The 24,066-nt window shown below is 42.0% G+C and carries 24 protein-coding genes and 1 tRNA gene; 8 read left to right on the top strand and 17 right to left on the bottom strand.

Translation table 11 applies throughout. The features are described 5' to 3' along the window. The 5 genes from OU792_RS15245 to OU792_RS15225 all read right to left on the bottom strand — a co-directional run. The coding region (locus OU792_RS15245) for a YidH family protein (RefSeq protein ID WP_274670616.1) at positions 1-408 on the bottom strand (408 nt) is incomplete at its 3' end. Positions 409-713: 305 nt separating this feature from the next. Next, positions 714-1,154 carry a DsrE family protein gene (locus OU792_RS15240; protein WP_134202468.1) on the bottom strand — a complete coding sequence of 147 codons (441 nt, stop codon included), beginning with the start codon at positions 1,152-1,154 and terminating at the stop codon, positions 714-716. A 143-nt stretch (positions 1,155-1,297) separates the two neighbouring features. Next, positions 1,298-1,371 (bottom strand) — tRNA-Asn (locus OU792_RS15235). Between the two features lie 133 nt (positions 1,372-1,504). Next, positions 1,505-2,368, bottom strand: a complete 864-nt coding sequence (locus OU792_RS15230; protein ID WP_274670615.1) for a hypothetical protein — start codon at positions 2,366-2,368, stop codon at positions 1,505-1,507. 81 nt (positions 2,369-2,449) lie between these two features. Next, on the bottom strand, positions 2,450-2,872 hold the full coding sequence (locus OU792_RS15225; protein WP_134202470.1) for a hypothetical protein: 423 nt from the start codon (positions 2,870-2,872) through the stop codon (positions 2,450-2,452). A gap of 63 nt (positions 2,873-2,935) precedes the next feature. Here OU792_RS15225 and OU792_RS15220 point away from each other — a divergent pair, with 63 nt between their 5' ends. After that, complete coding sequence (locus OU792_RS15220) at positions 2,936-3,808, top strand: hypothetical protein (RefSeq protein ID WP_274670614.1); 873 nt, start codon at positions 2,936-2,938, stop codon at positions 3,806-3,808. Between the two features lie 25 nt (positions 3,809-3,833). Beyond that, a complete protein-coding gene (ctlX, locus tag OU792_RS15215) occupies positions 3,834-4,739 on the top strand; it encodes a citrulline utilization hydrolase CtlX (protein WP_274670613.1) in 906 nt (301 codons plus the stop codon). 312 nt (positions 4,740-5,051) lie between these two features. On the opposite strand, the gene OU792_RS15210 is transcribed toward ctlX, so the two are convergent. The 5 genes from OU792_RS15210 to OU792_RS15190 all read right to left on the bottom strand — a co-directional run bounded on the left by OU792_RS15210 (position 5,052) and on the right by OU792_RS15190 (position 8,802). Beyond that, the gene (locus OU792_RS15210; RefSeq protein WP_274670612.1) at positions 5,052-5,741 is read right to left on the bottom strand and encodes a hypothetical protein; all 690 of its coding nucleotides are present in this window, start codon (positions 5,739-5,741) and stop codon (positions 5,052-5,054) included. Continuing rightward, complete coding sequence (locus OU792_RS15205; RefSeq protein WP_274670611.1) at positions 5,738-6,361, bottom strand: hypothetical protein; 624 nt, start codon at positions 6,359-6,361, stop codon at positions 5,738-5,740. Before OU792_RS15205 ends, OU792_RS15210 begins: the two co-directional genes overlap by 4 nt. Next, the gene (locus OU792_RS15200; protein WP_274670610.1) at positions 6,358-7,044 is read right to left on the bottom strand and encodes a hypothetical protein; all 687 of its coding nucleotides are present in this window, start codon (positions 7,042-7,044) and stop codon (positions 6,358-6,360) included. The genes OU792_RS15205 and OU792_RS15200 overlap by 4 nt, the downstream gene beginning before the upstream one ends. Positions 7,045-7,054: 10 nt before the next feature. Next, positions 7,055-7,402, bottom strand: a complete 348-nt coding sequence (locus tag OU792_RS15195; protein WP_134202475.1) for a PadR family transcriptional regulator — start codon at positions 7,400-7,402, stop codon at positions 7,055-7,057. A 272-nt stretch (positions 7,403-7,674) separates the two neighbouring features. Next, positions 7,675-8,802 carry a 6-bladed beta-propeller gene (locus OU792_RS15190; RefSeq protein ID WP_274670609.1) on the bottom strand — a complete coding sequence of 376 codons (1,128 nt, stop codon included), beginning with the start codon at positions 8,800-8,802 and terminating at the stop codon, positions 7,675-7,677. 563 nt (positions 8,803-9,365) lie between these two features. Here OU792_RS15190 and OU792_RS15185 point away from each other — a divergent pair. Next, entirely contained in the window at positions 9,366-10,280 is a 915-nt protein-coding gene (locus OU792_RS15185) for a glutaminase (protein WP_274670608.1), read from the top strand. Between the two features lie 13 nt (positions 10,281-10,293). Here OU792_RS15185 and OU792_RS15180 read toward each other — a convergent pair whose 3' ends face one another. Both OU792_RS15180 and OU792_RS15175 read right to left on the bottom strand, forming a co-directional pair. Then, on the bottom strand, positions 10,294-10,749 hold the full coding sequence (locus tag OU792_RS15180; protein ID WP_274670607.1) for a YciI family protein: 456 nt from the start codon (positions 10,747-10,749) through the stop codon (positions 10,294-10,296). A 12-nt stretch (positions 10,750-10,761) separates the two neighbouring features. Further along, positions 10,762-12,138, bottom strand: coding sequence for a TIGR00341 family protein (locus tag OU792_RS15175; protein ID WP_274670606.1), 1,377 nt, complete (start codon positions 12,136-12,138; stop codon positions 10,762-10,764). Positions 12,139-12,510: 372 nt separating this feature from the next. Here OU792_RS15175 and OU792_RS15170 point away from each other — a divergent pair, with 372 nt between their 5' ends. The 4 genes from OU792_RS15170 to OU792_RS15155 all read left to right on the top strand — a co-directional run bounded on the left by OU792_RS15170 (position 12,511) and on the right by OU792_RS15155 (position 15,817). Beyond that, entirely contained in the window at positions 12,511-12,873 is a 363-nt protein-coding gene (locus tag OU792_RS15170; RefSeq protein WP_274670605.1) for a response regulator, read from the top strand. A gap of 411 nt (positions 12,874-13,284) precedes the next feature. Continuing rightward, the gene (locus OU792_RS15165; RefSeq protein WP_026947341.1) at positions 13,285-14,082 is read left to right on the top strand and encodes an MlaE family ABC transporter permease; all 798 of its coding nucleotides are present in this window, start codon (positions 13,285-13,287) and stop codon (positions 14,080-14,082) included. Positions 14,083-14,084: 2 nt separating this feature from the next. Beyond that, the gene (locus tag OU792_RS15160) at positions 14,085-14,837 is read left to right on the top strand and encodes an ABC transporter ATP-binding protein (RefSeq protein WP_274670604.1); all 753 of its coding nucleotides are present in this window, start codon (positions 14,085-14,087) and stop codon (positions 14,835-14,837) included. Next, complete coding sequence (locus tag OU792_RS15155; RefSeq protein WP_134202483.1) at positions 14,834-15,817, top strand: MlaD family protein; 984 nt, start codon at positions 14,834-14,836, stop codon at positions 15,815-15,817. Before OU792_RS15160 ends, OU792_RS15155 begins: the two co-directional genes overlap by 4 nt. Positions 15,818-15,834: 17 nt before the next feature. Here OU792_RS15155 and OU792_RS15150 read toward each other — a convergent pair whose 3' ends face one another. After that, a complete protein-coding gene (locus OU792_RS15150; RefSeq protein WP_274670603.1) occupies positions 15,835-16,884 on the bottom strand; it encodes an endonuclease/exonuclease/phosphatase family protein in 1,050 nt (349 codons plus the stop codon). A 119-nt stretch (positions 16,885-17,003) separates the two neighbouring features. Between OU792_RS15150 and pgi the strand changes: the two genes are divergently transcribed. Then, entirely contained in the window at positions 17,004-18,650 is a 1,647-nt protein-coding gene (gene pgi / locus OU792_RS15145) for a glucose-6-phosphate isomerase (protein ID WP_274670602.1), read from the top strand. Between the two features lie 2 nt (positions 18,651-18,652). Here pgi and OU792_RS15140 read toward each other — a convergent pair whose 3' ends face one another. Genes OU792_RS15140 through recQ form a run of 4 tightly spaced genes read right to left on the bottom strand, consistent with a single transcriptional unit; the run spans position 18,653 to position 24,021 of the window. Continuing rightward, positions 18,653-19,120 carry a gliding motility lipoprotein GldH gene (locus tag OU792_RS15140; protein ID WP_274670601.1) on the bottom strand — a complete coding sequence of 156 codons (468 nt, stop codon included), beginning with the start codon at positions 19,118-19,120 and terminating at the stop codon, positions 18,653-18,655. Continuing rightward, positions 19,095-20,495 (bottom strand): regulatory iron-sulfur-containing complex subunit RicT, encoded by a 1,401-nt coding sequence (gene ricT, locus OU792_RS15135; RefSeq protein ID WP_446698912.1) that lies wholly within the window; start codon positions 20,493-20,495, stop codon positions 19,095-19,097. The genes OU792_RS15140 and ricT overlap by 26 nt, the downstream gene beginning before the upstream one ends. Positions 20,496-20,535: 40 nt before the next feature. Then, entirely contained in the window at positions 20,536-21,825 is a 1,290-nt protein-coding gene (gene purD, locus OU792_RS15130; protein WP_222583578.1) for a phosphoribosylamine--glycine ligase, read from the bottom strand. A gap of 15 nt (positions 21,826-21,840) precedes the next feature. Continuing rightward, entirely contained in the window at positions 21,841-24,021 is a 2,181-nt protein-coding gene (recQ, locus tag OU792_RS15125) for a DNA helicase RecQ (protein WP_026947349.1), read from the bottom strand. Positions 24,022-24,066: the final 45 nt, after the last annotated feature.

Raw genomic sequence — 24,066 nt, 5'->3', positions numbered from 1 at the left:
TGATTTCCAAATGAGCATTCCGAGAAGAAAAAATCCTAAAAATAAAATCAAAACTGAAAGAATAGAGGCAATAGAGTATCTGCTGCCTGCATAACTCTTTTTAAGTTGAACCATACTTTGGCGATGCTGAATCAGAGAGAGTATCATCATGATAATGGCGACTAAAAAAAGAATCAAGGCCATTTCTCTTCCGGTAAATTCTTCAAAAAGGGCTTTTTTGCCTGATTCAAGTCGGTTGAAGAAAAACTCATAAGCACCGATTCCAATTGCCAAGATAGTAAGTGAGGTTCGTACCCATGCTAGCTGAAGCCGCTCAAATGCCGCCCTAGTCCGCTCCATCTGAAGATCTTTTTTACCTTTTTTGAAGTTCTCTAGGTTTCCTAGGCTTTCTGTTTGTATTTGCTCCATCGCAATTTCTTTTTGAGGGTATTGCTGCGAAAAGATATCTAATAAAGAAAGAATACTTAACACTTGCCGATCCTTTAATCAAAGATTGCCAATTTCAATAATTGATCAAACCCCAAAACCTAAGCAGCTATCAAAAGTACAGAATTGAAGATGTAGTAAAATTCAAAAGTCCTACATTTTGTTAAGGCATCATTACTCTCAATCCTGAAGAACTTTGAGAGGCTTGAGAATATCTGCTTTATTGTTTTCCGGTTTCACTGGGTACTTTTAAGCCTTATCCTAGGCCATAGTATATAGGGTTTCCCTCAATACAAAATCGAATTATACCCCAAAGCCTGAAGTTGAAGGATACGAATCGTATAGGTTTCGACCACATCCAAGCCCGAAAACAGTTTCTCCTCGGAAACACCAAGCCTTTTCATTGCTATGCTGCAAATGCTGACCCGGACTTTCCCTTGGTATTGCTCAAAATACTTTTCGAGCTCGGAGCCTTTGACCATTGTTTTGACGACCGGGCCCTTGACCACTATTTCAAAGTTTTCGATGTCCACTCCATTTTCCATAAAGGTGTCATAGACCGAAAGGGCACTCTTTAAGCCATCCTCGTCTTTGACTCCGAAGACGTAATTGGGCGTTTTGTTGAGGTCAGAAATGGTTTCTTTTTCAAGGATGGTTTGGGCGAAATTGGTTTTAGGGGCCAGAAGTAGAAGTACTAGCGAAAAGAAGATCAACAGCGGTTTTTTCATAGTCGAATCAGGGTTTGAGAATTCTTAATTGACAAGATGAATAAAAATAAGGATTTTGTCGCAAAGCAAGTTCGGGGAAAGGAAAGCAGGGCTGATGGAAATAAAAAAAGCCCTCAGAAGTAAATCTGAAGGCTTTTCTGAAGCTCCCCCTCTTGGGCTCGAACCAAGGACCCCATGATTAACAGTCATGTGCTCTAACCAGCTGAGCTAAGGAGGAATTTTGATTTCTGTCATCCCTTTCGGATAACGTGATGCAAATGTAGAGGGCTAAGTCATTTTTTCCAAATACCCCCACAAAAAAATCTTAGCTAAATTTTATAAATTTTTCTTTCCACTTCGCCCTCAGCCACTTAAATCTGCTCTTTTATTTCTCCTTTTCGCTTGTCAAGCATCCCATTGTAGATAAAGGTCACTCCCAAGACCATCAAACCGGCAATTACGGCCAGCAAAACATTGAAATAAGCAGGTGCAGATAGTGTCAGTCGAAGGAAGATCGTCGCCAAGGCAAAAGAACTGTACCGGAAAAGGTTTAAGTATTTGGTGGTATAGCGCAGGGAAAAAAGCAAAATAAAGACATCGGCAAAAATCAAAAGGGTGTAAAAGAGCTCCAGGCTGTAATTGAAATGGTTATTTTGGTAAGCGGTAAAAAGATCATAAATACCCAAACCCAAGAAAGTAAGTGCCAAGTAAGTGGAGATCAATTTCTTGATTTTGGAAAAGCCGGATTGCTCTTCGTAGTTGCCGGTGATCTGAATGTGTCGCTGTGCACGGTAGAAAAGGCCCGTGATCAAAAAGATCAGAATAGCTCCAAAAGCATCAGAAACAATCGGTCCCAATTCCCAAAGGAAGTCCACATCCCAGTGAATTTCTCCCAGGTAGTGCCCAAATTCCTTGAAGGCATCCCGAAGCAGCAGCAGGGAAATAATCTCAAACTGCTTCCCGACAGAATCAGCTACCGAGTGAGGGATCAGAAAGATCAAGCCGAGAATCTCAAAAATCAGTAAAACGGTAAATGCGAGTTCGATTGCGAAAAAAGCCGATACTCCTGCAAGTGGATTTGGTATGTCCAGGTAATTGAGCAAACCAATAATCAGGCCGCCTACAAAGAAGGCTACCACCAGATTGCTGATCATTTTACTGACTCGGGGACTCTCCCAGTGCTCGTCGAGTTGGTCGAAAATCCTGATTTGCCACTGAAAGAATTTTTTGATCAAGGGTGAGTTAATTTAAAATCAAAACTAAAAAGGAGAATTTGCAGGGATCCTTTAGGGACTTTGGTCACAAAGGGTGTTTCTTCACTGATCCTTGGCACTGAATTTTCGGGTCATTTTTTTGATATACTGCACATTTCTCCAGCGCAAGGCCGACCAGTCCTCGTTGATGGAAATCTGCCGAACTCCTTCATAATTGTTTTCTCCCAAAGTTTTCCAACCCTTATCCCGGTTGATGGAAGCCTGATAGCGCTTGGAGCTTTTCTTTGGGTAGGCTATCCAAAGGATTTTATCCCCCTCCAAGTGGGGCTTCATTTTGCCAAAAAGATCCATGATCCCTTGTTCATCCAATACAAAGCCTAGCAGGAAATCCACCTCCTCAGAGTCTTTCGCAATCAAATCCTGGGCTTCCCAATCTGCTTGAAGACCGGAAAGCTCAGAAGGACAGTTCCAAACCCGGATTTTCATCCCTTCCTTAAAGTTCAGTTTATTGAGTAGTGCGTCCATGAATTTTTCTATCAATTTACCAGTATTTCAAAACTTTGCCCATATGAATCCCTATTTTTGAATATGCGAAAGATTATTTATGCTCTTGTTTTGGCTTGTTTGCCTTTTTTCCTTTTTGCGCAGCAGTCTGAAAAATCTCCTCTTCCCTATGCTGAAGGTCAGTCGGTTGCTACTATTTCCAATCCGCTTCTGGAAGAAATCAGTGGTTTGGCTTTTTCAAGAAAGCATCCCAATTTGATGTATGTCCATACTGATAGTGGAGGAGAGGCAGCAGTGTACCTTTTGGACTCTTTAGGAAATGAATTCGGAAAATTGGAATTGGAGGGAGTAGAAAATCGTGACTGGGAAGAGATAGCCGTCGGTCCAGGGCCTAATGGGCAATCTTACGTCTATGTGGGTGAAATTGGGGATAACCTGGCAAAGCATGACGAGGCCATTGTTTATCGCTTTCCTGAACCCAACCGAATTCAATCCGGAAAAGTGGCAGTGGAAGCAGCGATCCTAACCTATCCCAAAGGTGCACGGGATGCTGAAACGATGATGGTGGATCCACTTGATGGCAGGATTTATATACTCTCCAAGAGGGATGATAAGAATTCCCTGTATAGCTTTGATCAGGAGGCTTTTGAGAAGGCTGGAGAAACTGAGATGAAAGACCATTTCAACCTGCCTTTTACCATGTCTACCGCAGGGGACATTTCCGCTGATGGCAGCAAGATTCTGATTAAAAATTACCAGTCTATATTTTATTGGGAGCGGGAAGAAGGGGAAGATTTATTGGATGTTTTGAAAAGAAATCCAATCGAACTTCCCTATAATCCTGAGCCTCAGGGTGAAGCCATTGGTTTCGGTCCATCGGGAGCTACTTTCTACACCCTTTCAGAAAAACGATTCTCTATCGCACCCGTTCTTTACTGTTATCCATCTACCCGTTAAAATGCAAAGCAGCCAAACTATAGTCATGATTCGTCCAGCCAATTTTGGTTTCAATACCGATACGGCGGAGAATAATTTTTACCAGCAGCGGGATGAGCGTGCACCGGAAGAGATTAGAGAATTGGCTCGGAAGGAATTTGATGGATTTGTGGCGCTGCTACGGGATCAGGGAGTGAATGTGGTGGTCGTCGAGGATACGGAAAAGCCTGTGAAAACAGATGCTGTATTTCCCAATAATTGGTTTTCAACACATCCTGATGGGAAAATCATTCTCTATCCTATGTTTTCGCCTAATCGCCGTCTAGAGCGTCGCAAGGACCTGATTGAGCTGCTGATGAATTCAGGATTTCAGGTAAAAGAAATTATTGATTTAAGCTTTTTTGAGCAGGATGGGCAGTATCTCGAAGGGACGGGCAGTATGGTGATGGATCATGATCAAAAAATCATTTATGCCTGTCTTTCAGAGCGAACCCATCCGGTACCTTTAGATTACCTCTCCAAGCTGATAGGATACAAGGTAATAGCCTTTGATGCCGTTCAGGAGGCTGGAGGAAAGGTAGTGCCAATCTATCACACCAATGTCATGATGCATGTTGGAAGTGATTTGGCAGTGGTTTGCTTAGAAAGTATCAATAAGGCTTCTGACAAGCTGAAAGTGCAGCAGAGCCTGACTCAATCCGGGAAAAAAGTCATTCCGATTACAGCCAAGCAGAAGTTTCATTTTGCTGGAAATATGCTGGAGGTATGTAATGCTGGAGGGGAAAAATTCACGGTGATGTCCCAAGCGGCTTACGATTCCCTGAATGTCGGTCAGATTCAATTGATCGAAAAATATACGACCATTATCAGCCCTCAGATACCAACGATTGAGAAGTTGGGAGGGGGTTCGGCTCGTTGTATGTTGGCTGAGATCTTTTTGCCTAGGATTTGAGAGGTTTGGAATAAAGAGCAATACCCACGTGAGTGTCTTCACTCACGTGGGTATTTCGTCAAAGTTTATGCTTTCTGCCCACGCGAGTGTCTTCACTCACGTGAATATTGCATCCTACTATCTGCTGAAAGTTGGGATCTGTCTACCGAAGGCAGTCATTTTGGACCAGGTGAGTGTCTTCACTCACGCGTATATTTCGTCAAAGAATCCGCTGTGAGTGCAGACGCTCGCAGCGGCGATAAGCACCTTGAACGGCGACCAATTCCCATTTGAGTGTCCTCACTCACGTGAAATCCAATTTTTTTTAACCTATCACTCCCCATAAACCCTTTTCAAGGCTTCGGTTTCAGCGATACTTTTATCCAAAACTCGCGGAAGGATAAAAATACTCAGAGCAAAGCATACCATTACTAGAATAATTCCTCCTTGGAAAATGTGAAAAAACAGGTAATCGGTGCCCTGTGGTACCTTATAGACCCATTGATAGGAATATAAACAGCATATAATTCCAAAGTTTACTAGCTGAAAGAGGTTGGTGGATGTAGTAAAGGAAGCATAGTTTTTAAGTCTCTGGAATTTTCTCCAATAGGGAAAAATTACGCCAATTGAAGCGAGAAGCAAAAAGCCGGAAAGTATAAGTACCCAAGCTTTGGGGTCATTAAGTAGCAAAGAAGCCTGATAAATCAAAAGACCCAGTAGAATGGGAAATAGCAGCCGATACGAGGTAAGGAAATCTTTCATCTCTTGCCAAAAATACTTTTTGACCCGAGATTGAATACTCCTCATGTAAGATTCCTCCAAGGTACTGAATCCAAAAATCCCAAAACTGCTGTGGACCTTTTTGAAAGCATCCTCCAGGCTTAAAGTAGGATGTTCTTCTAAGAGCTCTTCTATTTTACAAGCGACATGATCTAGGATTTCATACTGTACGTCGATATGCACATAGCCTTTTTTGGAAATCATCCTCTTGAGCTGTTCGATTTGATCTTTACTCAACTTCATCCCCATTGTATTTTGTTGATTTTCTGAAAAAGCATGCTATATCCGCGGAAAATAAAAATACTAAGGCAGGCTAGTAGCAGTGAAATAAAGGAAACCTGATTAAATCCTAGCCATTCAAACCAATCCAACCGAAATACAAAAACCAAGAGGGAGGAAAGGAAAAAGATGGTATTCACCGTGGCCAAAATATGAGCATTCCTGCGTGTTTTATTTTTCCAGAATCCAATAAAAATCGTTCCGTACATCAGAATCAAAAAGGTGGTTTTGATGACTCTTTCACTCATCTCAGTTTCTAAAGCCCCTAAGAGTTCCAAAACCCCAAGCAGCCCAAAAGCCAGGATTAGACTTATCGACAAAATTTTCCAGTTGAAAATTCCAACAAAAAACTCCCTCACAACTCCCAAATGAATATTCATGAGTACAGACCTCTGAAACTTCCTCGGTGGTAAGGTGGCGACTTTTTGGTGAAGAATCTTTTCAAAATCCTCCTCCGATTCCAGTTCAGCCTCAATCTCAGATGCGATATGATCTACCCACTCAGCCTGAATGTCCCGGTAGTAGATATCCTGTTGATTCGAAAACTGCATAATTCTGGATATTTGACTTTGGTTCAATTTCATACAAAAGCGGTTTTGGATTTGAGTTTCCATGCTTCATAGCTGGATAGCGAATGGATGACAAGCATAAAGCAAAAAGTGACGGACAGGTAATTGACCAGATAATCCGGCACATATTGATCTAAGCCAAAAACCCGGGGAAGATTGAGAAAGAGATTGTAAAAATGAAGGGGAAAGGCAACATAGCTGAGAAACCGATCACTAAAGGCGGATCGCACCCAGATTCCTGATTTTCCGAATAGCATTCGGATTTCTTTGGTCTTTTTCCTTGTTCGAACGATCAAAATGATAGAAAATGCCACGATGTAAATTATAGGGAGGATAAAGAGGATTACGACTTGTGCATGCCATGAAAGCGTATTGACGATCAAAGTCAAAATAGCCACTAGGAGCAAAGTAAAAACCATCTTGGGCCAGGAAAAATAGCTTTTGATCAATGACCATTGGGTTTTTCGTATGGTCTTGTTGATATTTTTGTTGAGTTCATGTTGGATCTTATGGCAATAGGCATAGGTCCACTTTTCATCAAGCTTCTCCAATTCTTCTTCGAATTCCTCCTCTGCTTGACTTTCTAAGTGGGTAATGTAATGGTCATAAATCTCTGCAAGAAGTTCAGCAGCATGAATTTCCTTCTTCCGAATGGAATCTTGGATAGACTGGAGTTCTTTATCAGTGAGTTTCCTCATTTTTCGAATGTTAAAATTTCAATCCAGGGTTAAGCCCTGGGTTAATAATTCGCTGTAGATTTTCTACAAAGCTTTGGAGCTCGGACATTTTCGAGTGCACTTCTTTCTGTCCGTCCTTAGTCAAGCTGTAGTATTTTCTTACCCGATTGTCCACCTGCTGGATTTCGGTGCTGAGTAGCCCCTCGGCTTCCAGCTTGTGCAAGGCCGGGTAAAGGGCCCCTTCGGTGATTTTGATTTCTCCTGCTGTGAGCTCCTTCACTTTTTGGGTGATCTCGTAGCCGTACATCTTTTCATTCTCCTCTAAGAGTTTGAGAATAATGGTCTGAAGGCTTCCTTTTATCAAGTTATTGTTTGACATGGATTTTTATGATTTGTTCAAATATATAAAAAGACTATATACATAAGAAACTGATGTATAAAAAAATATTATTTTTCGGATTGTTGGTTACATGCCCAAACCGGCCACGAGAGTGTTTTCAAGTTTTTATTTTGCTTCCGCCCACGTGAGTGTCCTCACTCACGTGAATTTTTCATTTTATTATCTGCTGCGAGTGGAGACCTGTCTACCGAAGGCAGGCACTCATAGCGGCAATAAACCCTTTTTCGAAAAAATCACCTTTTATTCGAACCTCATCGATTCAAAAAAACTAGTACATGTCGATCTGAATTGAGCTCATCGTGATGAGCATTTACAAATGAGCCTAAGTTCGATTTGATTTCCTCAACTGGGTTACGCTTCGATACGTAGCCGGCAAATCTTTGACTGGGTAATCTGAGGATTAGCCCTTCCTCATGATAGCTCCAAGGCACTAAAATCAATGGAACTCCATCCAAATCATTTATCAGGTTTTTTCCGATTTTGGACACTGAATAATTAGAATCTAAAAGGCCTAAATATGAATTCTGAAGATTCGAGGTATAGTTAAAAAAGAAATTTTCCCCGACTGGATAAAAGGAGCGAATCATCAATGAGAATTCACTCTGGGAAGGTTCCTGCCTTTGATTTTCGAATAGTAATCTTTCTTCATCAGAAAGCCCTAGACTATTCAAATTGAACCGTATTCTCTTTTTAAGTTCTCCTTCAGAACCAAAATTAAAAACATCATAGGAGAAGGGTAAACTCAGAAAATTCTCGCTGGTTTTCCTATTTCGGGTAAAGCCGCTTTGGTGAACAAAAACTATACCTTCGAATCCCTTTTCGATAGGGGAATAGTAAATACTATCTGAGTCACTGATCGTAAGAAAATTGTAGGGTTCATTCTGAATACCGTTGTTAAAAAAATGAATCTCATGACTGTTGCCCTTTGCAAAATTCATTGACAATAATTGATGCTTAGACTCTTGGACAAAATTTCCTGAAAAGTCAAATTCAATAAATTTCATAAGGATATTGTCCTTGATGATAATGGAGTTTTCAGATACCTGATAATCTTCAATTTGATTAAATTCCTTAGGGCCGCTACCAGAACTATTTAGCGCAAAAAGAAAGTCGCCGCTCCGGTTATAGATCAGTAAGTTGTCAAGCTCTTGATCTTCCACAAAGATGAGACTGTCAAAAGAGACAATTTTATAAGGTTGGACAAGGGGATTTTCATCTGAATCTTCTAGCATTACATATTCGATCGAGCTAAAAAAATCCGATAAATTGTTGGCTGATTCTTTTGCTGAAGATAAATCAATTTGAATGAAATCTTCATCAAAATCATCCTTTGCTTGGCAAGAGAAAAGAATCAAAATAAAAAACAAAAGCTTCCGCATGATCTTTTGGGCGCTTGATTTTAAAACCAAAATTTCAAACCATTCCCTTAATAAAGGTCAACTCAGGTAAGAATGGGGCTATCGCAGGAGGTTTGGTCGGATACATTGCATTTTGTATCCTCAGGTCTACGTCTTTTTTGGTAGGAGAATTCTGATCACCATTCTTTTTTCATCATTTAGCCACTTGAAACTACTTGAGCTTGAGAATCAAAACCTGAAATACTGACAATTAAAGTAAGGTGTTTTTACTTAATGATATTTTTTGATTGATTAAACTTAAATATTTATAACTAAAAAAAAGTATTACCGCTAAAATTCTGGGGCACTTTTCTATGCCCACCTGAGTTTTTCTCACTTTCGCCCACGTGAGTGTCCTCACTCAGGTGAATTTTTTATTTTATTATCTGCTGTGAGTGGAGACCTGTCTACCGAAGGCAGGCACTCACAGCGGCGGGGATTTAAAGTTGTAGAACTGTCTACCGTAGACTAACGCTAAAAGTGGCTAGGATAAAATATAGTGACTAATACTTCCATTTCCTTAGGATATTCCCAATTTTGCTTTCATGGATTATCAAGAAATCATCGAAGAGGTTTACCATCAAGTTCAGCAAGAAAACCTACGGGGTAAAGTTGCTACCTACATTCCAGAGTTGGCTGATATTCATCCAGATCAGTTTGGAATAGCTCTGGTAGACCTGAAAGGAAACGTTTTTGGGGTAGGTGACTATCAAATGCCTTTTTCGATCCAGAGTATCAGTAAAGTGCATACCCTGACGATGGTTTTTCATAAATTTAATACACAGCTTTGGTATCGCGTCAATGTGGAGCCTAGCGGTAATCCTTTCAATTCCATTGCGCAGCTGGAGTATGAAAAAGGGATCCCTCGAAATCCTTTTATCAATGCTGGAGCGCTAGTCATCACAGATGCGCTTTGCAGCAAATATGAACAACCCACCAAGCAAATCACGGATTTTATCAATGAGATATCGGGTAAAAACTGCGTGGCAATCAATCAAGCTGTCAAAGATTCTGAAAAAAATCATGGGGAGCGAAATACCGCTTTGGCTTATTTTCTCAAATCATACAAAAACTTCGATAATCCGGTCGAGGAGGTGTTGGACGTGTATTTTTCCCACTGTGCGATGGAAATGAATTGTGTGGACTTGGCCAAATCCTTCTCTTTTCTTGCCAATGATGGCTATTCGATTTTTGCGAATAGACAAATCCTCTCCGAAAGTCATGCCCGCCGTGTCAATGCGATTATGCTCACCTGCGGTTTTTATGATGAGGCGGGGGAATTTGCCTATCGGGTAGGGATGCCCGGCAAAAGTGGGGTAGGAGGAGGCGTGGCCGCAGTCATGCCCCATAAGTTCAGCATAGCCGTGTGGAGTCCGGAACTCAATGAAAAAGGAAACTCGGTGAAAGCCATCCGTGCTTTGGAGTTGCTAACCGATAAATTATCCTTTTCACTTTTTTAAGCTTTCATCTATCCTAGATATCCTCTTTGGCAATTTTGCTATGCATTTCGAGGAGTAAGGGAAGAGCGGCCGAACCGTACCATTCTTTTAGATCCATTTTCAAAATGCCTGCCTGAATCGCCGGATCGGTCTCGGTGAGTTGCTGAGCTTCTTCGATGGATGCCACATTGAAGAAAAAGAGGCCTCTCAGTTCTTCATTTCCGAAAAAAGGACCTGCAAGAACCATTTTTCCCTCTTCTGCCAGCTTGGTGATATTGTCCAAATGTCCTCGCTGAAGTTCTGCCCGTTTCTCAGGGCTATATTCCTGAACTCGCTCTCCCCGGTATAGAAAGGCAATGACATATTTTTTCATTCCATAGTCATCAGCTCCGAGTTCTTGGGCAAGTTTCTCATCATATTGGCTGTTTTGCGCAAAAGCGCCAATAGCTGAACCAACTATAAGGAAGCAGGCGATAGTTAGCTTTTTCATAATGAAGACAGTTTATTGGAGTATAAGTGCAACGGTATCTGATTTTGTACGGACTTTCAGCCAGGCTAGAAGTTTGTCGGTTTCGGCTTTGGGCGGTTTCCTTCCAAATTGCGCAAAAGCCATCAGCAAGGTATCAGTTTTTGCAGAATCCAAATCACTTAATACAGTTCGATTTAAGGTGAATTTACGCAAATTGGGATGATTAACTTTAGCCTCTTGAGCTATTTCTGGCCCCAAAGCCCGAATCTGCCCATAGTTTGCGACCTCCTTTTCCAGAAGGGCAATTCGTTCATCTTTGTTTCGAATGATTTCCTCATTTCGCTCATACAGGTCTTTGAGAATATCTGATCTCAGGACATTCATGTCAGTGGGGGAGTTACCACTTTGCTTGATGATTACCTCTGTATTTTCAAGGTTGTATTCAGTTGACTTTTCAGTAGCAATATCCAAAATATCCTGATTGAGCTCTTCACCGATCAGCATCACTTCGATCGTTCTAGGGTTGGTAGAAAATTCATATTCCGCATTGAGGACCTGCGTTCTTGGGAATTTCATCTCTACTTCTACAAAACGTCTAGCCTGTTCCTGCCAAATGGTACGCACTACAATGCCGTATGCCAGGTAGACACTAGGTATAATGGTCAAAAGCGTGAATACAGTGATATAGGTTTGAACCCGTTTCTCTTTTTTCTCGTCCAGAAATTCCTTTTTGGGATAGCGCATAAAGCGAACAATCAGATAGGTGGAAAGACTGATGAATACCGAATTGATAAAGAATAGGTAAAAGGCTCCAAAGAAGTAGTAAAAGTTCAAGGTGGCCAAGCCATAGCCTGCTGTACAGAGCGGAGGCATAAGGGCAGTGGCAATGGCAACTCCGGGAATGGCATTGCTCTTCTCTTTTCGGGAGCCGGCAATGATTCCTGCGAGTCCTCCGAAGAGTGCAATCAGCACATCCCAAATGGTGGGTTCTGTACGTGCCAAAAGTTCGGACTGGGCATCATCCAGTGGAGTGAAAAGGAAGTAAATGGTAGAGGTCAAAATGGAGATAAAAACAGCCACTCCCAGGTTGCGAAGGGAGCGTTTCAAAAGCTCGAAATCATTGATGCCTGCAGCCATACCGATACCCATGATCGGACCCATCAAAGGGGAGATAAGCATAGCGCCAATAACCACCGCAGTGGAGTTGACATTCAGCCCTACGGAAGCCACAAAAATAGCGAAGATCAGGATCCATAAATTAGCTCCTTTAAACTCTACGTTTTTACGGATATACTCGATCGTTTCTAGCTCGTCTTCCTTACCTTCCTGCAGGTCAAATCTATTTCTGAGATAGATCAAAAAGCGGATTAGTTGGTTTCGTTTCTTAGGCTTTGGCGCTACTTGCTCCATGTGTTTCAATTTAAATTCGAGCACAAAATACGGTTTATAGGAGAAATCTATCAGGATATTTTTTATTCGAATTTTGGCCTGATCCTTGACATGGATATCATTAGTTTCAATCAATGTAAATCAGTTTTTTGAGAATTACTTCAATTTTTTAATTCAATTTTCACTTTTGATCAGATGTCTTAAATAGCTGAATTCAAATATTTTAAAACACTTTTAGACTATTCAAAATTACCCTAATCTAAATTGTTTAGATAAATCTAAAAATGAAAAATTATGTTGATTTCTCTTTTTCCTTAAAAAATTCAGAATATTTTTGTCCCTACTCAGTTCGGATCTGCGGATCTTCTCTTTTTTCATAAAATACCACAAAGAATGCCCAAGCTTATTTTGATAGATGATGATCGGATTCAGCATATACTTTTTAAAAAACAACTCATGATGTACGCTCCTTCTTGGGAGTTTAACGCTTTCCTCGCCCCTACTGAAGCCATGACTTGGCTCCAAAATAATCAAGTGGATTTGATCATTTCAGATCTCAATTTGGAGGAGGAAACAGGCTGGGAAATCTTATCTAAAATTGCTAAACTTTCTCAGGCTCCAATTGTGTTTTTGACTGGACATGCCACTTCTGAAGATCGATTAAAAACAGCAGATTTTCCTCAGGTAAAAGGCCTTTTCGAAAAGCCTCTTTCGGAGGAAAAATGGCAGGAAATTTTGTCTATGATTGGCGGTTGATTTGAAAAATAATTTGATCCTTTTCTGGCTATTCTTTTCATCCAAAACTCAACTTAAATTCTTGTCGATTATCCATCCTTTTTGGGCAGTGTTTTGCTTTCTTTTCTTATTCAAAAAATCATCCTCGAACTATTGATTTTATTAGCCGATAGGAAGATCATCAAAGCCGTCTTTAATCTTTGAAATTTGACATTAGTTTGGGCTTTACTGATAATGGTTCTAGAAACTTTCACCTTAGCAAACAATTTCTGAAAGTGAAAGACAATGGATTCTTCTTCGATGTTAATTATTGTCAAGACTTTTCGCCCTTCATAAAAAACCAAACATTCTTACGCCCCTTGGTTAGATTTTTGTTTTCTTTGCACTAGTCCAAGCGGATATTTTTGTAAAAACTTATAGATTAAGCTTCCTATGGCTGGAGAAGCAAGCGACCGAAAACCATTTATTTCAAAAAAGATTGACAAGTTTTTCAAGGGTCTAGCCGATGCCTGGAACTTTGTCAAGCGTTTTTGGCAAGAGGTTTTCCTTCCTCCGTACGAATTTAAAGAGGTTATCCATCAGTGTTATCGCATTGGTGTGGAGTCTCTTCCCTTGATTTCCCTCACAGGTTTCATTGTGGGCATTGTATTTACCAATCAGTCTCGACCCTCTCTTTCTGAGTTTGGGGCGACTTCTTGGTTGCCTTCTTTGATTTCTATCGCAGTAGTGCGTGCCATGGGACCATTGGTAACCGCTTTGATTGCTGCGGGTAAGGTCGGTTCGAGTATTGGTGCTGAGATTGGCTCTATGAAAGTGACAGAGCAGATCGATGCCATGGAAGTTTCGGCGACCAATCCATTCAAGTTTCTGGTAGTTACCCGAGTTTTGGCAACTACCTTCATGATCCCGATTTTGGTGATGTACACGGACTTTGTGGCCTTGATTGGTTCCTTTCTCAATGTAAACGCCAATGAACTGGTGAGTTTATCCACCTTTTTCGTGCAGGTCTTCGAATCTGTTTCTTTTCTTGATATCTGGTCTTCCGTACTCAAATCACTCCTTTTCGGCTTCACCATTGGTATTGTAGGCTGCTACAAGGGATATAATTCATCCAAAGGTACTGAGGGAGTAGGGCGTGCAGCCAACTCAGCGGTGGTAATATCCATGTTCTTGATCTTTATTGAAGAGTTGCTTGCTCTTCAGATTGTAAACGCAATAAGGGGAATGTAGCCATGGCAGAACGAGTAGTACATATCCGCAATTTGCATAAAAGCTTTGGTGACCTGGATGTCCTCAAAGGGGTTGACTTGGATCTTTTCCGGGAGGAAAACGTGGTTGTATTAGGTAGATCTGGTACGGGTAAGTCCGTTTTGATCAAAATCATGGTCGGATTGCTGCGGCAAGACGAAGGAACCATGGAGGTTCTTGGCAAAGAAGTATCTACCTTGAGCAAAAGAGACCTGAATGCATTTAGGCTTAAAATCGGATTTTCCTTCCAAAACTCAGCCTTATACGACTCCATGACCGTGCGCGAGAATATGGAGTTTCCATTGGTCAGAAATATCAAGAATCTGACGAAGAAGGAAATCACCTACCGTATCGAGGAACTCCTGGATGCTGTAGGACTTCCGCAGACCATCAATCAGATGCCATCTGAGCTCTCTGGAGGACAGAAGAAGCGAATCGGTGTTGCCCGAACGCTTATTCTCAATCCTGAAATCATGCTTTATGATGAGCCGACAGCTGGTTTGGATCCGATCACCTGTGTGGAGATCAATAACCTCATCAATGAGGTGCGGGAGAGATACAAGACCACTTCCATTGTGATCACGCATGACTTGACCTGTGCAAAAATGACTGGGGATCGAATGGCGGTATTGCTAGACGGACAGTTTAAGGCGATGGGATCTTTTGAGGAAGTTTTCCCACGGGCTACTGACCAGCGTATTAAATCATTTTACGATTATAATTTTACAGAAACATGAGAGGCGAAAATAAACGCTCCGTAATCGTCGGAATCTTTGTTTTTCTGGGTATCGCCATTTTGGTAACTGGCGTATTGACCTTAGGAGGTCAGCAGAAAAAGTTTGTCAAATCGATCGGCCTCAAGGCTGTATTTGACGATATCGGAGGACTTCAGACAGGAAATAACATTTGGTTTTCAGGGGTGAAAATCGGTACTGTTCGTAAAATCAATTTCTACGGGGATTCCCAAGTGGAAATCGAAATGAATGTGGAAGAGGCTGTAGCTGAATTCATTCGCAAAGACTCCAAAGCCACGATCAGTTCTGATGGATTGATTGGTAATAAGATTATTGTCATCTATGGAGGTACGACCCTTGCTCCGCCTGTCGAGGATGGAGACAGACTGGAGGCAGTGATGCCGCTCGATACCGATAAGATGATGGAGACCCTGCAGGAAAACAATCAAAACTTGGTGGAGATCACAAATGACCTTAAACTCTTAACTGGGAAATTGGCCCAAGGAGAGGGAATTGTCGGTGCTGTGATGACGGACAGTACTTTGGCTGAGAATTTCCGTTCTATTCTTTCCAATCTGGATAGGGCTAGCCGAACCAGTAATCAGATGCTCGCAGGCTTGAATGATTTCACTTCTAAGATCAACCAAGAGGGAAATCTTTTCAACGATCTAGCCACAGATCAGCAGATAGCGAAGGATCTTCGCGCTACACTTGAAAGCTTCAAGACATCAGCGGAAAATACGGAGGTTTTGACGCAGAAATTGACTGAAATCTCTGAGAAGCTAAATGATAAGGATAATTCATTAGGACTATTGCTCAATGATCCTGAGTTTGCTCAGACCTTGAAAAGCACGCTGGAAAACACAGATTCCGCTACCTATAACTTAAACAGAGGCATGGAGGCATTGGAATATACCTGGCCTTTCAGAAAGGGATTCAAGCGAAAAGCCAAAGCAGAAGCGAAGGAAGCAGAAGGCAATTGATAAGCTAAAATATTATTTTAAGAGTTACGCCCGTTAGATATTTTCTGACGGGCTTCTTTTTTTTCATCCCCATTCGCCGAAAGTACTTCTGTGTCATTGCTTTTTGTAAGCACAGCTTTTAGCTTGATGGGGAAATGATCCGATCCTATCCCCGGAAGAACTTCCAATGCAGCTAAGCCAAAATGCTTACTCAGGAATACATGATCTAGAGGCCAGCGTAAAAACGGGATTTTCGCGTGGAAAGTATTGAAAGTTCCTCTTCCCCGTCTAGGGTCGGCCATTTCGGAGATTTTGAGAAATAATTCAGTCGTGTAGCTCCATGCCACATCATTCAAATCCCCGATTACCAAGGAAGGCTTTGGATTCTTTTTTGATTTTTTGCCTACTATCAGAATTTCGGCGTCTCGCTCGGTGCTTTCCTCGTTTTCACCCGGTACGGGAGGAGTAGGATGAATTGCATAGATAGTGATTAGCTGTCCATTTTTGAGCTCCAAATCCAGTTCTAAGGATGGAATATCAGGATCTACCAGGTAGTGAATTTCTTTTCGTACAATGGGTAGCTTACTGTAGAAAAGTAAGCCATAGGTGTTTTCCTGAGGGATTTTGATTGAATAATCAAAAATCTGATCCAGCTTTTCTAGAGAATCGGCCCAGTTTTGATTTGTCTCCACCAAAAAAACGATATCAGGATCTTGTTTTTGAACAAGGTTCAAAATCTTATGATATTGATTATTATCTTGATACACATTGGCAACTAGGACGTGTAAACCGCTATTTTCATCAAATTTCACGGATTCTATCATCTTATTACCAAAAAATGTAAAAGGCCATACTTGATAGGTCAAATAGATTGCAGAAAGAGTCAAAGATCCTACCCAAATCCATGTTTCAAAAGAAGGATCATTATTCGAGGCAACCCATAAGATGATAAAGAGTAAGTGTAAAACCAACTTTTGAAGCCTTGGGTAATCAAAGACACGAATCCACCATTTCACAGACTTGAGTAGCGGCAAAAAAGTCAGCAAGATGATAAGCAAACTAAAACTCTTAAGGAGAAGGTCAATCATAGAGTGTCGAATTAATCTGATGAAAAAGTATTTTTTAAATTAGAATTTAAGTCTATTTCTATTTTTCCTTCATTCCAAAAGGATATCTCTTATTTTTGTCACTTGCCATCAAACCTATCATGAGACAGATTAACCCAACTCAGACCGACGCTTGGAAAAGACTTAAAGACTTATCCGAAAAATATAAAAATCTTTCCATTTCAGATCTTTTTCAGGAACCAGAACGGTTTGAACGATTTAGTATTTCTCTGGAAGACACTATTGTTGATTACTCTAAAAATCGACTGAATGAGGAGATTTTTGATACTCTTTTAGATCTAGCTCGTGAGTGTGAATTACACAAGGCCATTGAGTCCATGTTTGCTGGTGAGGCCATCAATGGTACGGAAGGCCGGGCTGTACTCCACACTGCCCTAAGAAATCAAAAAGGTCATCCAGTTTATGTGGATGGAGAAGATGTGATGCCGGAAATCAACCGAGTATTGGAGAAGATGAAAGTCTTTTCCACTAAAATCCAAAAAGGAGAGTGGTTGGGCTACACCGGAAAACCTATCAAAAACCTGGTAAATATCGGAATCGGTGGCTCAGACCTTGGTCCTGTCATGGTGACGGAGGCTTTAAAGCCCTACCAATCCGAAAACCTTGAAATCTTTTTCGTTTCCAATGTTGATGGTACCCATATCGCAGAGACGCTTCGAAAAGTAGAACCGGAAACTACTCTCTTTTTCATCGCTTCAAAGACCTTTACCACACAGGAGACCATGACCAATGCTCATACTGCAAGGAATTGGTTTCTGGATCATGCTCAAGATGAGAAAGCCGTAGCAAAGCATTTTGTAGCTCTTTCTACCAATCAAAAAGGCGTTGAGGCCTTTGGAATTGATCCTGAAAACATGTTTGAGTTTTGGGATTGGGTAGGAGGTAGGTACTCACTTTGGTCCGCCATTGGTTTGCCGATTGCCTGTGCGATAGGCTTTGACAACTTTGAAAAGCTGCTAGCCGGGGCCCATAGCATGGATGAGCATTTCCGCAATTCCATGTTTGATCGAAATATTCCGGTGATTTTGGCGATGATCGGGATTTGGAACACAAATTTCCTTGGTGCCACTTCGGAAGCGATTTTGCCTTATGATCAGTATTTACACCGTTTTGCTGCCTATTTCCAGCAAGGAAATATGGAAAGCAACGGTAAATATGTCTCAAGAGATGGAGAGCGCGTATCCTATTCGACAGGGCCTATCATTTGGGGAGAGCCTGGGACCAATGGTCAGCATGCTTTCTATCAGCTCATTCATCAGGGTACGCACCTGATTCCTTGTGATTTTATTGCCCCTGCGATTTCACACAATCCGATCGGTGATCATCATGTGAAGCTCCTTTCCAACTTTTTTGCACAAACTGAGGCATTGATGAATGGAAAGTCTCTTGAGCAAGTCCGGTCAGAAATGAATAAAGCTGGCAAATCAGTGGAGGAAATTGACAGGGTGGCAGCACATCGGGTTTTCGAAGGAAATAGACCTACTAACTCGATCTTGGTCAAGAAAATCACGCCCTACAATCTAGGAATGCTCATTGCCATGTATGAGCATAAGATTTTCGTTCAGGGTGTCATTTGGAATATCTTCAGTTTTGATCAGTGGGGGGTAGAGCTTGGAAAAGTTTTGGCAAGTAGCATTTTGCCGGAATTACAATCCGATGCAGAAGTCAGCTCACATGACGGTTCGACCAATGGATTAATCAATGCCTACAAAAAAATGAGATCCTGAAATTACTTCAGGATCTTCAGTCCAATAGCTTCTATTCCTTTGAGTTCTGCTTCACGCATATACTGAAGCAGAATGACCTGATTTGTCCCTGCTTGGATTTTGAAAGGAAGGGTATCATAGAGGGTGTAAGTACTGCCAAAGCCTTCACCCATCGGTTCTCCATCTATATCAAATAGCGTTAGATTGATTAATTGATTCTCCAAAGTCTGTAAGGAAGAGTCTTGAGTGATCAATCTGATGTAAATATTTGCGTAGGGATAATCCTCCTTAAACCTGACTCCGATCAGATTTGGGCCAAAGCTTTCGGGCAACTCACCAATTTCAAAAATCAAACTGTCCTGTGCAGACCAACCTTGGCTGGGTAACTTTTGAAAATCCTCATAGACTCGCTCATCCACGCAAGATGTAATAGCCAAAAGAAGAATCAGCCCAGCAATGATGCGGTTACTCATTGTTGTTCCCTTTATCATTTGGCTTTTGATTTCTCCTAGGCGGAAATTTTCGTTTCGGATTCCCATTGTTCCCACCATTCTCAGGCAATTTTTGCTGAGCTTTTGGAGCAGTATTCGCTTGATTGTTATTATCCGGTCTAGGTTTTGGCTTTCTCCTAGGATTTTTTCTACGACCTTGTCCAGCTTGTCCAGCAGGTTGATTCCCTTTATTTTGGGGAGTATTCTGTGGTTTGGATGCTTCCTTTTGAGGATTCGGATTGGCGCCTGATTGATTTTGGTTTCTTGGGCGATTACGGCTTTTCTTCTTCTTTTTCTTTTTGGCAAACTTCTTATCCAAAAGCTCAAGCTCTAGGGTGCTTTTAGCAGCCATATCCTCGAGTTCTGTAGATTCATTTACCTGAAGGTTGAAGACCTTTTTACCCTGCTCATTTAATTCCAAAATCTCATTTACCCGATCACAGGTGATACTGTGCCAATCATTATCATTGTTGTAGCTAAACCACATCATTCTCCTGAAAATATCCGTCTTCTGCAACTTGGCAGGACCTTGTTCGGTCTGTAGCGGACGTTCTACATTTGGGATGTGTTTGATAGCCTCGATGTAGGTGTCAAGCTCATAGTTGAGGCAGCATTTTAAGCGGCCACATTGTCCGCTTAATTTGGCCGGGTTCAAACTTAATCGCTGATATCTGGCTGCCGAGGTACTGACGTTTTTGAAATCAACCAACCAAGTCGAGCAACAAAGCTCCCGACCACAAACTCCGATGCCACCTAGTCTTCCGGCTTCTTGTCGAAGGCTGATTTGGCGCATTTCTACCCGGATTTTGAATTCTCCAGCCAGTAATTTGATCAACTCTCTAAAATCAACCCGCTCGTCTGCGGAATAATAGAAAGTAGCCTTGCTGTTGTCTGCCTGAAACTCAACATCGGAGAGTTTCATTTTCAAGCCTAGTTCTTGGATGATTTGTCGGCACCGATAAAGAGAGGGAACCTCCCTATTTTTGGCTTCTTCCCATTTCTCGATGTCTTTTTCATTTGCCACACGATAGATTCTGGTGATGTTATCATCGTCCCGAATCTTCCTTTTTTGCATTTGAAGTCGTACCAGTTCACCTTGTAGGGACACATAGCCAATGTGGTGTCCACTCGGGACATCCACGACTACCGGGTCGCCGGTGTGAAGGTCAAGGTAATCCACGTTTCGAAAGTATTCCTTTCTGCCACCTTTGAACTTTACCTCCACTATATCAAAATTATCGACGGTCGGGATGCCCATGTGGGCAAGCCAGTCGAAAGAATTCATCTTATTACAATCGCTCGTGCCGCAGCTGCCGTTATTTTGACAGCCGCCGGTACCTCCTGAGGAGGTGGAGCAGCTACTACATCCTGACATATATGTATACAGAGTTTTTAAACTCCGATTAGTTTTGGGTTTACTTGATCAATTTTAAGATATCCTGCCCGATATCTTTTCTGAAGTAATGATCCTTCCATGAGATCTTATCGACCGCTTGGAAGGTGTTTTGAAGGGATTCTTCTAAATCTTTTCCTCTTCCCGTGACGGCAATGACTCTTCCACCTTGATTGGTCAGTTCACCAGTTTCTTTCCTGCCTGTACCGGCATGGAAGATAATTGCATTCTGAGCATCGTCGGGAAGGCTAATTGGATGCCCTTTTTGATAGCTTCCAGGATATCCACCGCTTACCATCACTACCGTGGTAGCATAGTCAGGTGAAATCTCTAAGCTATAGTCTTTCAAGTTTTCAGTGCCTATAGCCCAAAGTAAATCCAGAAAGTCACTTTCGATACGGGGCAGGACAGCTTCCGTTTCGGGATCGCCCATCCGTACATTGTATTCGATTACATAGGGTTTGCCTGCCTTATTCATCAATCCGATGAAAAGGAAGCCTTTGTATGGAATATCTTCAATTGCCAAGCCTGCAATCGTGGGTTTAACGATTTGATCCTCTACCAGTGACATAAACTCCTGATCGGCAAAGATCACGGGGCTCACAGCACCCATGCCTCCCGTATTCAGTCCTGTGTCACCTTCTCCAATTCTTTTGTAGTCTTTGGCCTCCGGCAAAATTCGATAGCTTTTACCATCTGTCGCCACAAATACAGAGAGTTCGATTCCTGTCAAAAACTCCTCCACGACAACTTTTGCAGAAGCTTCGCCAAATTTTTGGTCAAGCAGCATCTCCTTCAAGGAGTCCTTAGCCTCTTCCAATGTTTGGCAAATTAATACCCCTTTTCCGGCAGCTAATCCATCGGCCTTTAATACGATAGGAAGGTTTTGTTTTTCCAGATAGGCCAGTCCTTCTTCAATTTGGTTGGCGTCAAAGGTTTCGTAGGCAGCGGTAGGAATTCGGTGCCTTTGCATAAATCGCTTGGAAAAGTCCTTGCTTCCTTCGAGAGTGGCTCCCAGTTTGGAGGGGCCTACGACCGGTAGATTTCGGGTTTTCTCATCTTGAGCTAAGAAGTCTACCAGACCTTTGACCAAGGGCTCCTCGGGGCCTACTACAAGCAGGTTAATTTTATGATGAAGGACGGCCTCTTTGATTTTTTCAAAATCAGCAACTCCCATGGAAAGATTGGTGGCGATTTGGGCAGTCCCGGCATTTCCGGGTGCTACGAAAAGTTGATCACATTTTGGACTTTGTGCAATTTTCCATGCGAAGGCGTGTTCCCGGCCTCCGCTTCCTAGCAAGAGTATATTCATTGAGTAATGTCTAATTTAATTGGCGTGCTCTGAAATAAATTTGATTCGATAGACCCGCAGTTCGTCTTCTGCAAAGTCCTCATCCTCAAGTTCTTCAAGGGCAGGTTTTATATGATCGCTTTCTGCGCTCATAAAATAATCATGGAGAATCTCCTCGCGCTCCTCGTCCATGATATGCTCGATGTAATAATCGATGTTCAACTTGGTACCTGAGTAGATGATCTGTTCAATCTCTTGAAGCAGTTCGTTCATACTGAGGTTGAGGTTTTCAGCAATCTCATCCAAGTCGATTTTACGGTCGATTTGTTGGATGATGGAGATTTTCACTTTGGACCGGGAACCGGCAGTTTTTACCACCACTTCCGAAGCCGTCTCAATCTCATTCTCTTCTACATAGTTGGCGATGAGTTTGAGAAAGGGCCCACCAAATTTAGCTACTTTTCCCATACCAACCCCGTTAATCTGTGCGAGTTCATCGCGGGTAGTAGGGTAGATGGTAGCCATTTCCTCTAAAGAAGGATCCTGGAAAATGACGTAAGGAGGTAGTCCTTTGGCACGGGCTACTTTTTTTCTTTCTGCCTTGAGAAGCTCAAAGAGCTTTTCATCATAGGCTACTCCTCCTGAACTCACCTCGACTTCAGGCTGCTCGTTTTCCATTTCTCGCTCGAAATCATGGTCTTTGAAGAAATCTACCGAGTAAGGAGCCTCTAGGAATGCCTTTCCTTTCTCGGAAACCTTTAAGGTTCCGTAATTTTCAATGTCTTTTTCTAGGAAATTGAAAACCAAGGCTTGTCGTAAAATGGAGGTCCAGGTCTTTGCGGTTTCTTCAGAGCCTTTTCCGTAAACGGCCAGCTTATCATGTTTGTAGCTTTGGATGTAGTCATTCATTTGACCGGTGATCACATCCACTAAGTGTTCCAAGCCAAATCGCTCTTTAGTCTGAATGGCAGCTTCCAAAGCAATTTGAAGGAATTCCATTCCCTCGAATGTTTCGCGGTCTCGCTTACAATTGTCACAATATCCGCAGTCTTCATTAAGGGTTTCCCCAAAGTAGTTTAGGATGAATTTCCTTCTACAAACGCCCGTCTCTGCGTATGCCGCCATTTCTTGAAGAAGAATTCGGGCATTTTCACGCTCCGTGACGGCTTTATCCTTGTTGAATTTATCAAGCTTGACGATATCCTCATATCGGTAAAACATCAAGCAGTGACCTTCCAGGCCATCTCTTCCTGCTCTACCGGTTTCCTGATAATAGCCCTCTAATGATTTGGGTACATCATAATGGATGACATAGCGTACATCGGGCTTGTCAATCCCCATTCCAAAAGCAATGGTCGCTACGATTACATCGACCTCTTCATTTAGAAAATCATCTTGATTTTTGATCCGTACAGCTCCATCCAATCCAGCATGATATGGGGCTGCATTGATTTGATTCACACGAAGGAGATCTGCAATTTCCTCTACTTTCTTTCTACTTAGGCAATAGATGATACCCGATTTCCCTTTATGCGACTTGATGAATTTGATCAGCTGCTTTTTTGTCTCATTCTTTGATTTTGGACGTACTTCGTAAAAAAGATTTGTCCGATTAAATGAGGACTTGAAGATATCAGCACTTTCCATCTGCAGATTTCGCTGAATATCCTGCTGGACTTTTGGAGTAGCAGTCGCGGTCAGGGCAATTATGGGAAGATTGGGGGCGATTTGATAGACAATGGATTTGATTCTCCGGTATTCTGGGCGGAAATCATGTCCCCACTCGGAGATACAGTGTGCCTCATCAATGGCCACAAAACTGATCTTAGCTGATTTTAGGAATTCTACATTTTCCTCCTTGGTGAGGGATTCAGGAGCGACATAGAGTAATTTGGTCTTTTCAGCCAAAACCTCCGATTTAACTCGATTGGACTCTGACTTACTGAGTGTCGAGTTCAGAAAGTGTGCATTGATACCAATTGCATTCAACTGATCCACCTGATTTTTCATCAAGGCTATCAGTGGAGAAATCACGATAGCAGTACCATCACGGACCACGGCAGGCAGCTGATAACAAAGTGACTTACCAGCTCCGGTGGGCATGATGACGAAGGTATTACGATCCTTCAGGAGGTTATCTACAATTGGTTCTTGATTGCCTCTGAATTGGCTAAAACCAAATATTTCTTTTAAATCCGATTTGACTTTTTCTTCCACAGGAACGGGTGCTTTACAGTAATCTGAAAACGGGATTGATCGATT

The organism is Algoriphagus sp. NF, assembly GCF_028823735.1.
In the GTDB taxonomy this organism is placed as follows: domain Bacteria; phylum Bacteroidota; class Bacteroidia; order Cytophagales; family Cyclobacteriaceae; genus Algoriphagus; species Algoriphagus marincola.
Note: the sequence above shows the minus strand (reverse complement) of the source record. Positions and strands in the feature narration are given on the sequence as shown.

What these genes read in the sequence shown, in the direction of transcription:
- ctlX (WP_274670613.1), top strand. Translation starts at nt 3,834, where the DNA reads ATGATTCGTCCAGCCAATTTTGGTTTCAATACCGATACGGCGGAGAAT.
- purD (WP_222583578.1), bottom strand. Translation starts at nt 21,825, where the DNA reads ATGAATATACTCTTGCTAGGAAGCGGAGGCCGGGAACACGCCTTCGCA.
- OU792_RS15205 (WP_274670611.1), bottom strand. Translation starts at nt 6,361, where the DNA reads ATGAAATTGAACCAAAGTCAAATATCCAGAATTATGCAGTTTTCGAAT.
- OU792_RS15165 (WP_026947341.1), top strand. Translation starts at nt 13,285, where the DNA reads ATGGCTGGAGAAGCAAGCGACCGAAAACCATTTATTTCAAAAAAGATT.
- OU792_RS15240 (WP_134202468.1), bottom strand. Translation starts at nt 1,154, where the DNA reads ATGAAAAAACCGCTGTTGATCTTCTTTTCGCTAGTACTTCTACTTCTG.
- OU792_RS15225 (WP_134202470.1), bottom strand. Translation starts at nt 2,872, where the DNA reads ATGGACGCACTACTCAATAAACTGAACTTTAAGGAAGGGATGAAAATC.
- OU792_RS15150 (WP_274670603.1), bottom strand. Translation starts at nt 16,884, where the DNA reads ATGATTGACCTTCTCCTTAAGAGTTTTAGTTTGCTTATCATCTTGCTG.
- pgi (WP_274670602.1), top strand. Translation starts at nt 17,004, where the DNA reads ATGAGACAGATTAACCCAACTCAGACCGACGCTTGGAAAAGACTTAAA.
- OU792_RS15190 (WP_274670609.1), bottom strand. Translation starts at nt 8,802, where the DNA reads ATGCGGAAGCTTTTGTTTTTTATTTTGATTCTTTTCTCTTGCCAAGCA.
- OU792_RS15155 (WP_134202483.1), top strand. Translation starts at nt 14,834, where the DNA reads ATGAGAGGCGAAAATAAACGCTCCGTAATCGTCGGAATCTTTGTTTTT.
- OU792_RS15170 (WP_274670605.1), top strand. Translation starts at nt 12,511, where the DNA reads ATGCCCAAGCTTATTTTGATAGATGATGATCGGATTCAGCATATACTT.
- OU792_RS15185 (WP_274670608.1), top strand. Translation starts at nt 9,366, where the DNA reads ATGGATTATCAAGAAATCATCGAAGAGGTTTACCATCAAGTTCAGCAA.
- OU792_RS15140 (WP_274670601.1), bottom strand. Translation starts at nt 19,120, where the DNA reads ATGATAAAGGGAACAACAATGAGTAACCGCATCATTGCTGGGCTGATT.
- OU792_RS15210 (WP_274670612.1), bottom strand. Translation starts at nt 5,741, where the DNA reads ATGAAGTTGAGTAAAGATCAAATCGAACAGCTCAAGAGGATGATTTCC.
- OU792_RS15220 (WP_274670614.1), top strand. Translation starts at nt 2,936, where the DNA reads ATGCGAAAGATTATTTATGCTCTTGTTTTGGCTTGTTTGCCTTTTTTC.
- OU792_RS15160 (WP_274670604.1), top strand. Translation starts at nt 14,085, where the DNA reads ATGGCAGAACGAGTAGTACATATCCGCAATTTGCATAAAAGCTTTGGT.
- OU792_RS15175 (WP_274670606.1), bottom strand. Translation starts at nt 12,138, where the DNA reads ATGGAGCAAGTAGCGCCAAAGCCTAAGAAACGAAACCAACTAATCCGC.
- OU792_RS15180 (WP_274670607.1), bottom strand. Translation starts at nt 10,749, where the DNA reads ATGAAAAAGCTAACTATCGCCTGCTTCCTTATAGTTGGTTCAGCTATT.
- ricT (WP_446698912.1), bottom strand. Translation starts at nt 20,495, where the DNA reads ATGTCAGGATGTAGTAGCTGCTCCACCTCCTCAGGAGGTACCGGCGGC.
- OU792_RS15200 (WP_274670610.1), bottom strand. Translation starts at nt 7,044, where the DNA reads ATGAGGAAACTCACTGATAAAGAACTCCAGTCTATCCAAGATTCCATT.
- OU792_RS15195 (WP_134202475.1), bottom strand. Translation starts at nt 7,402, where the DNA reads ATGTCAAACAATAACTTGATAAAAGGAAGCCTTCAGACCATTATTCTC.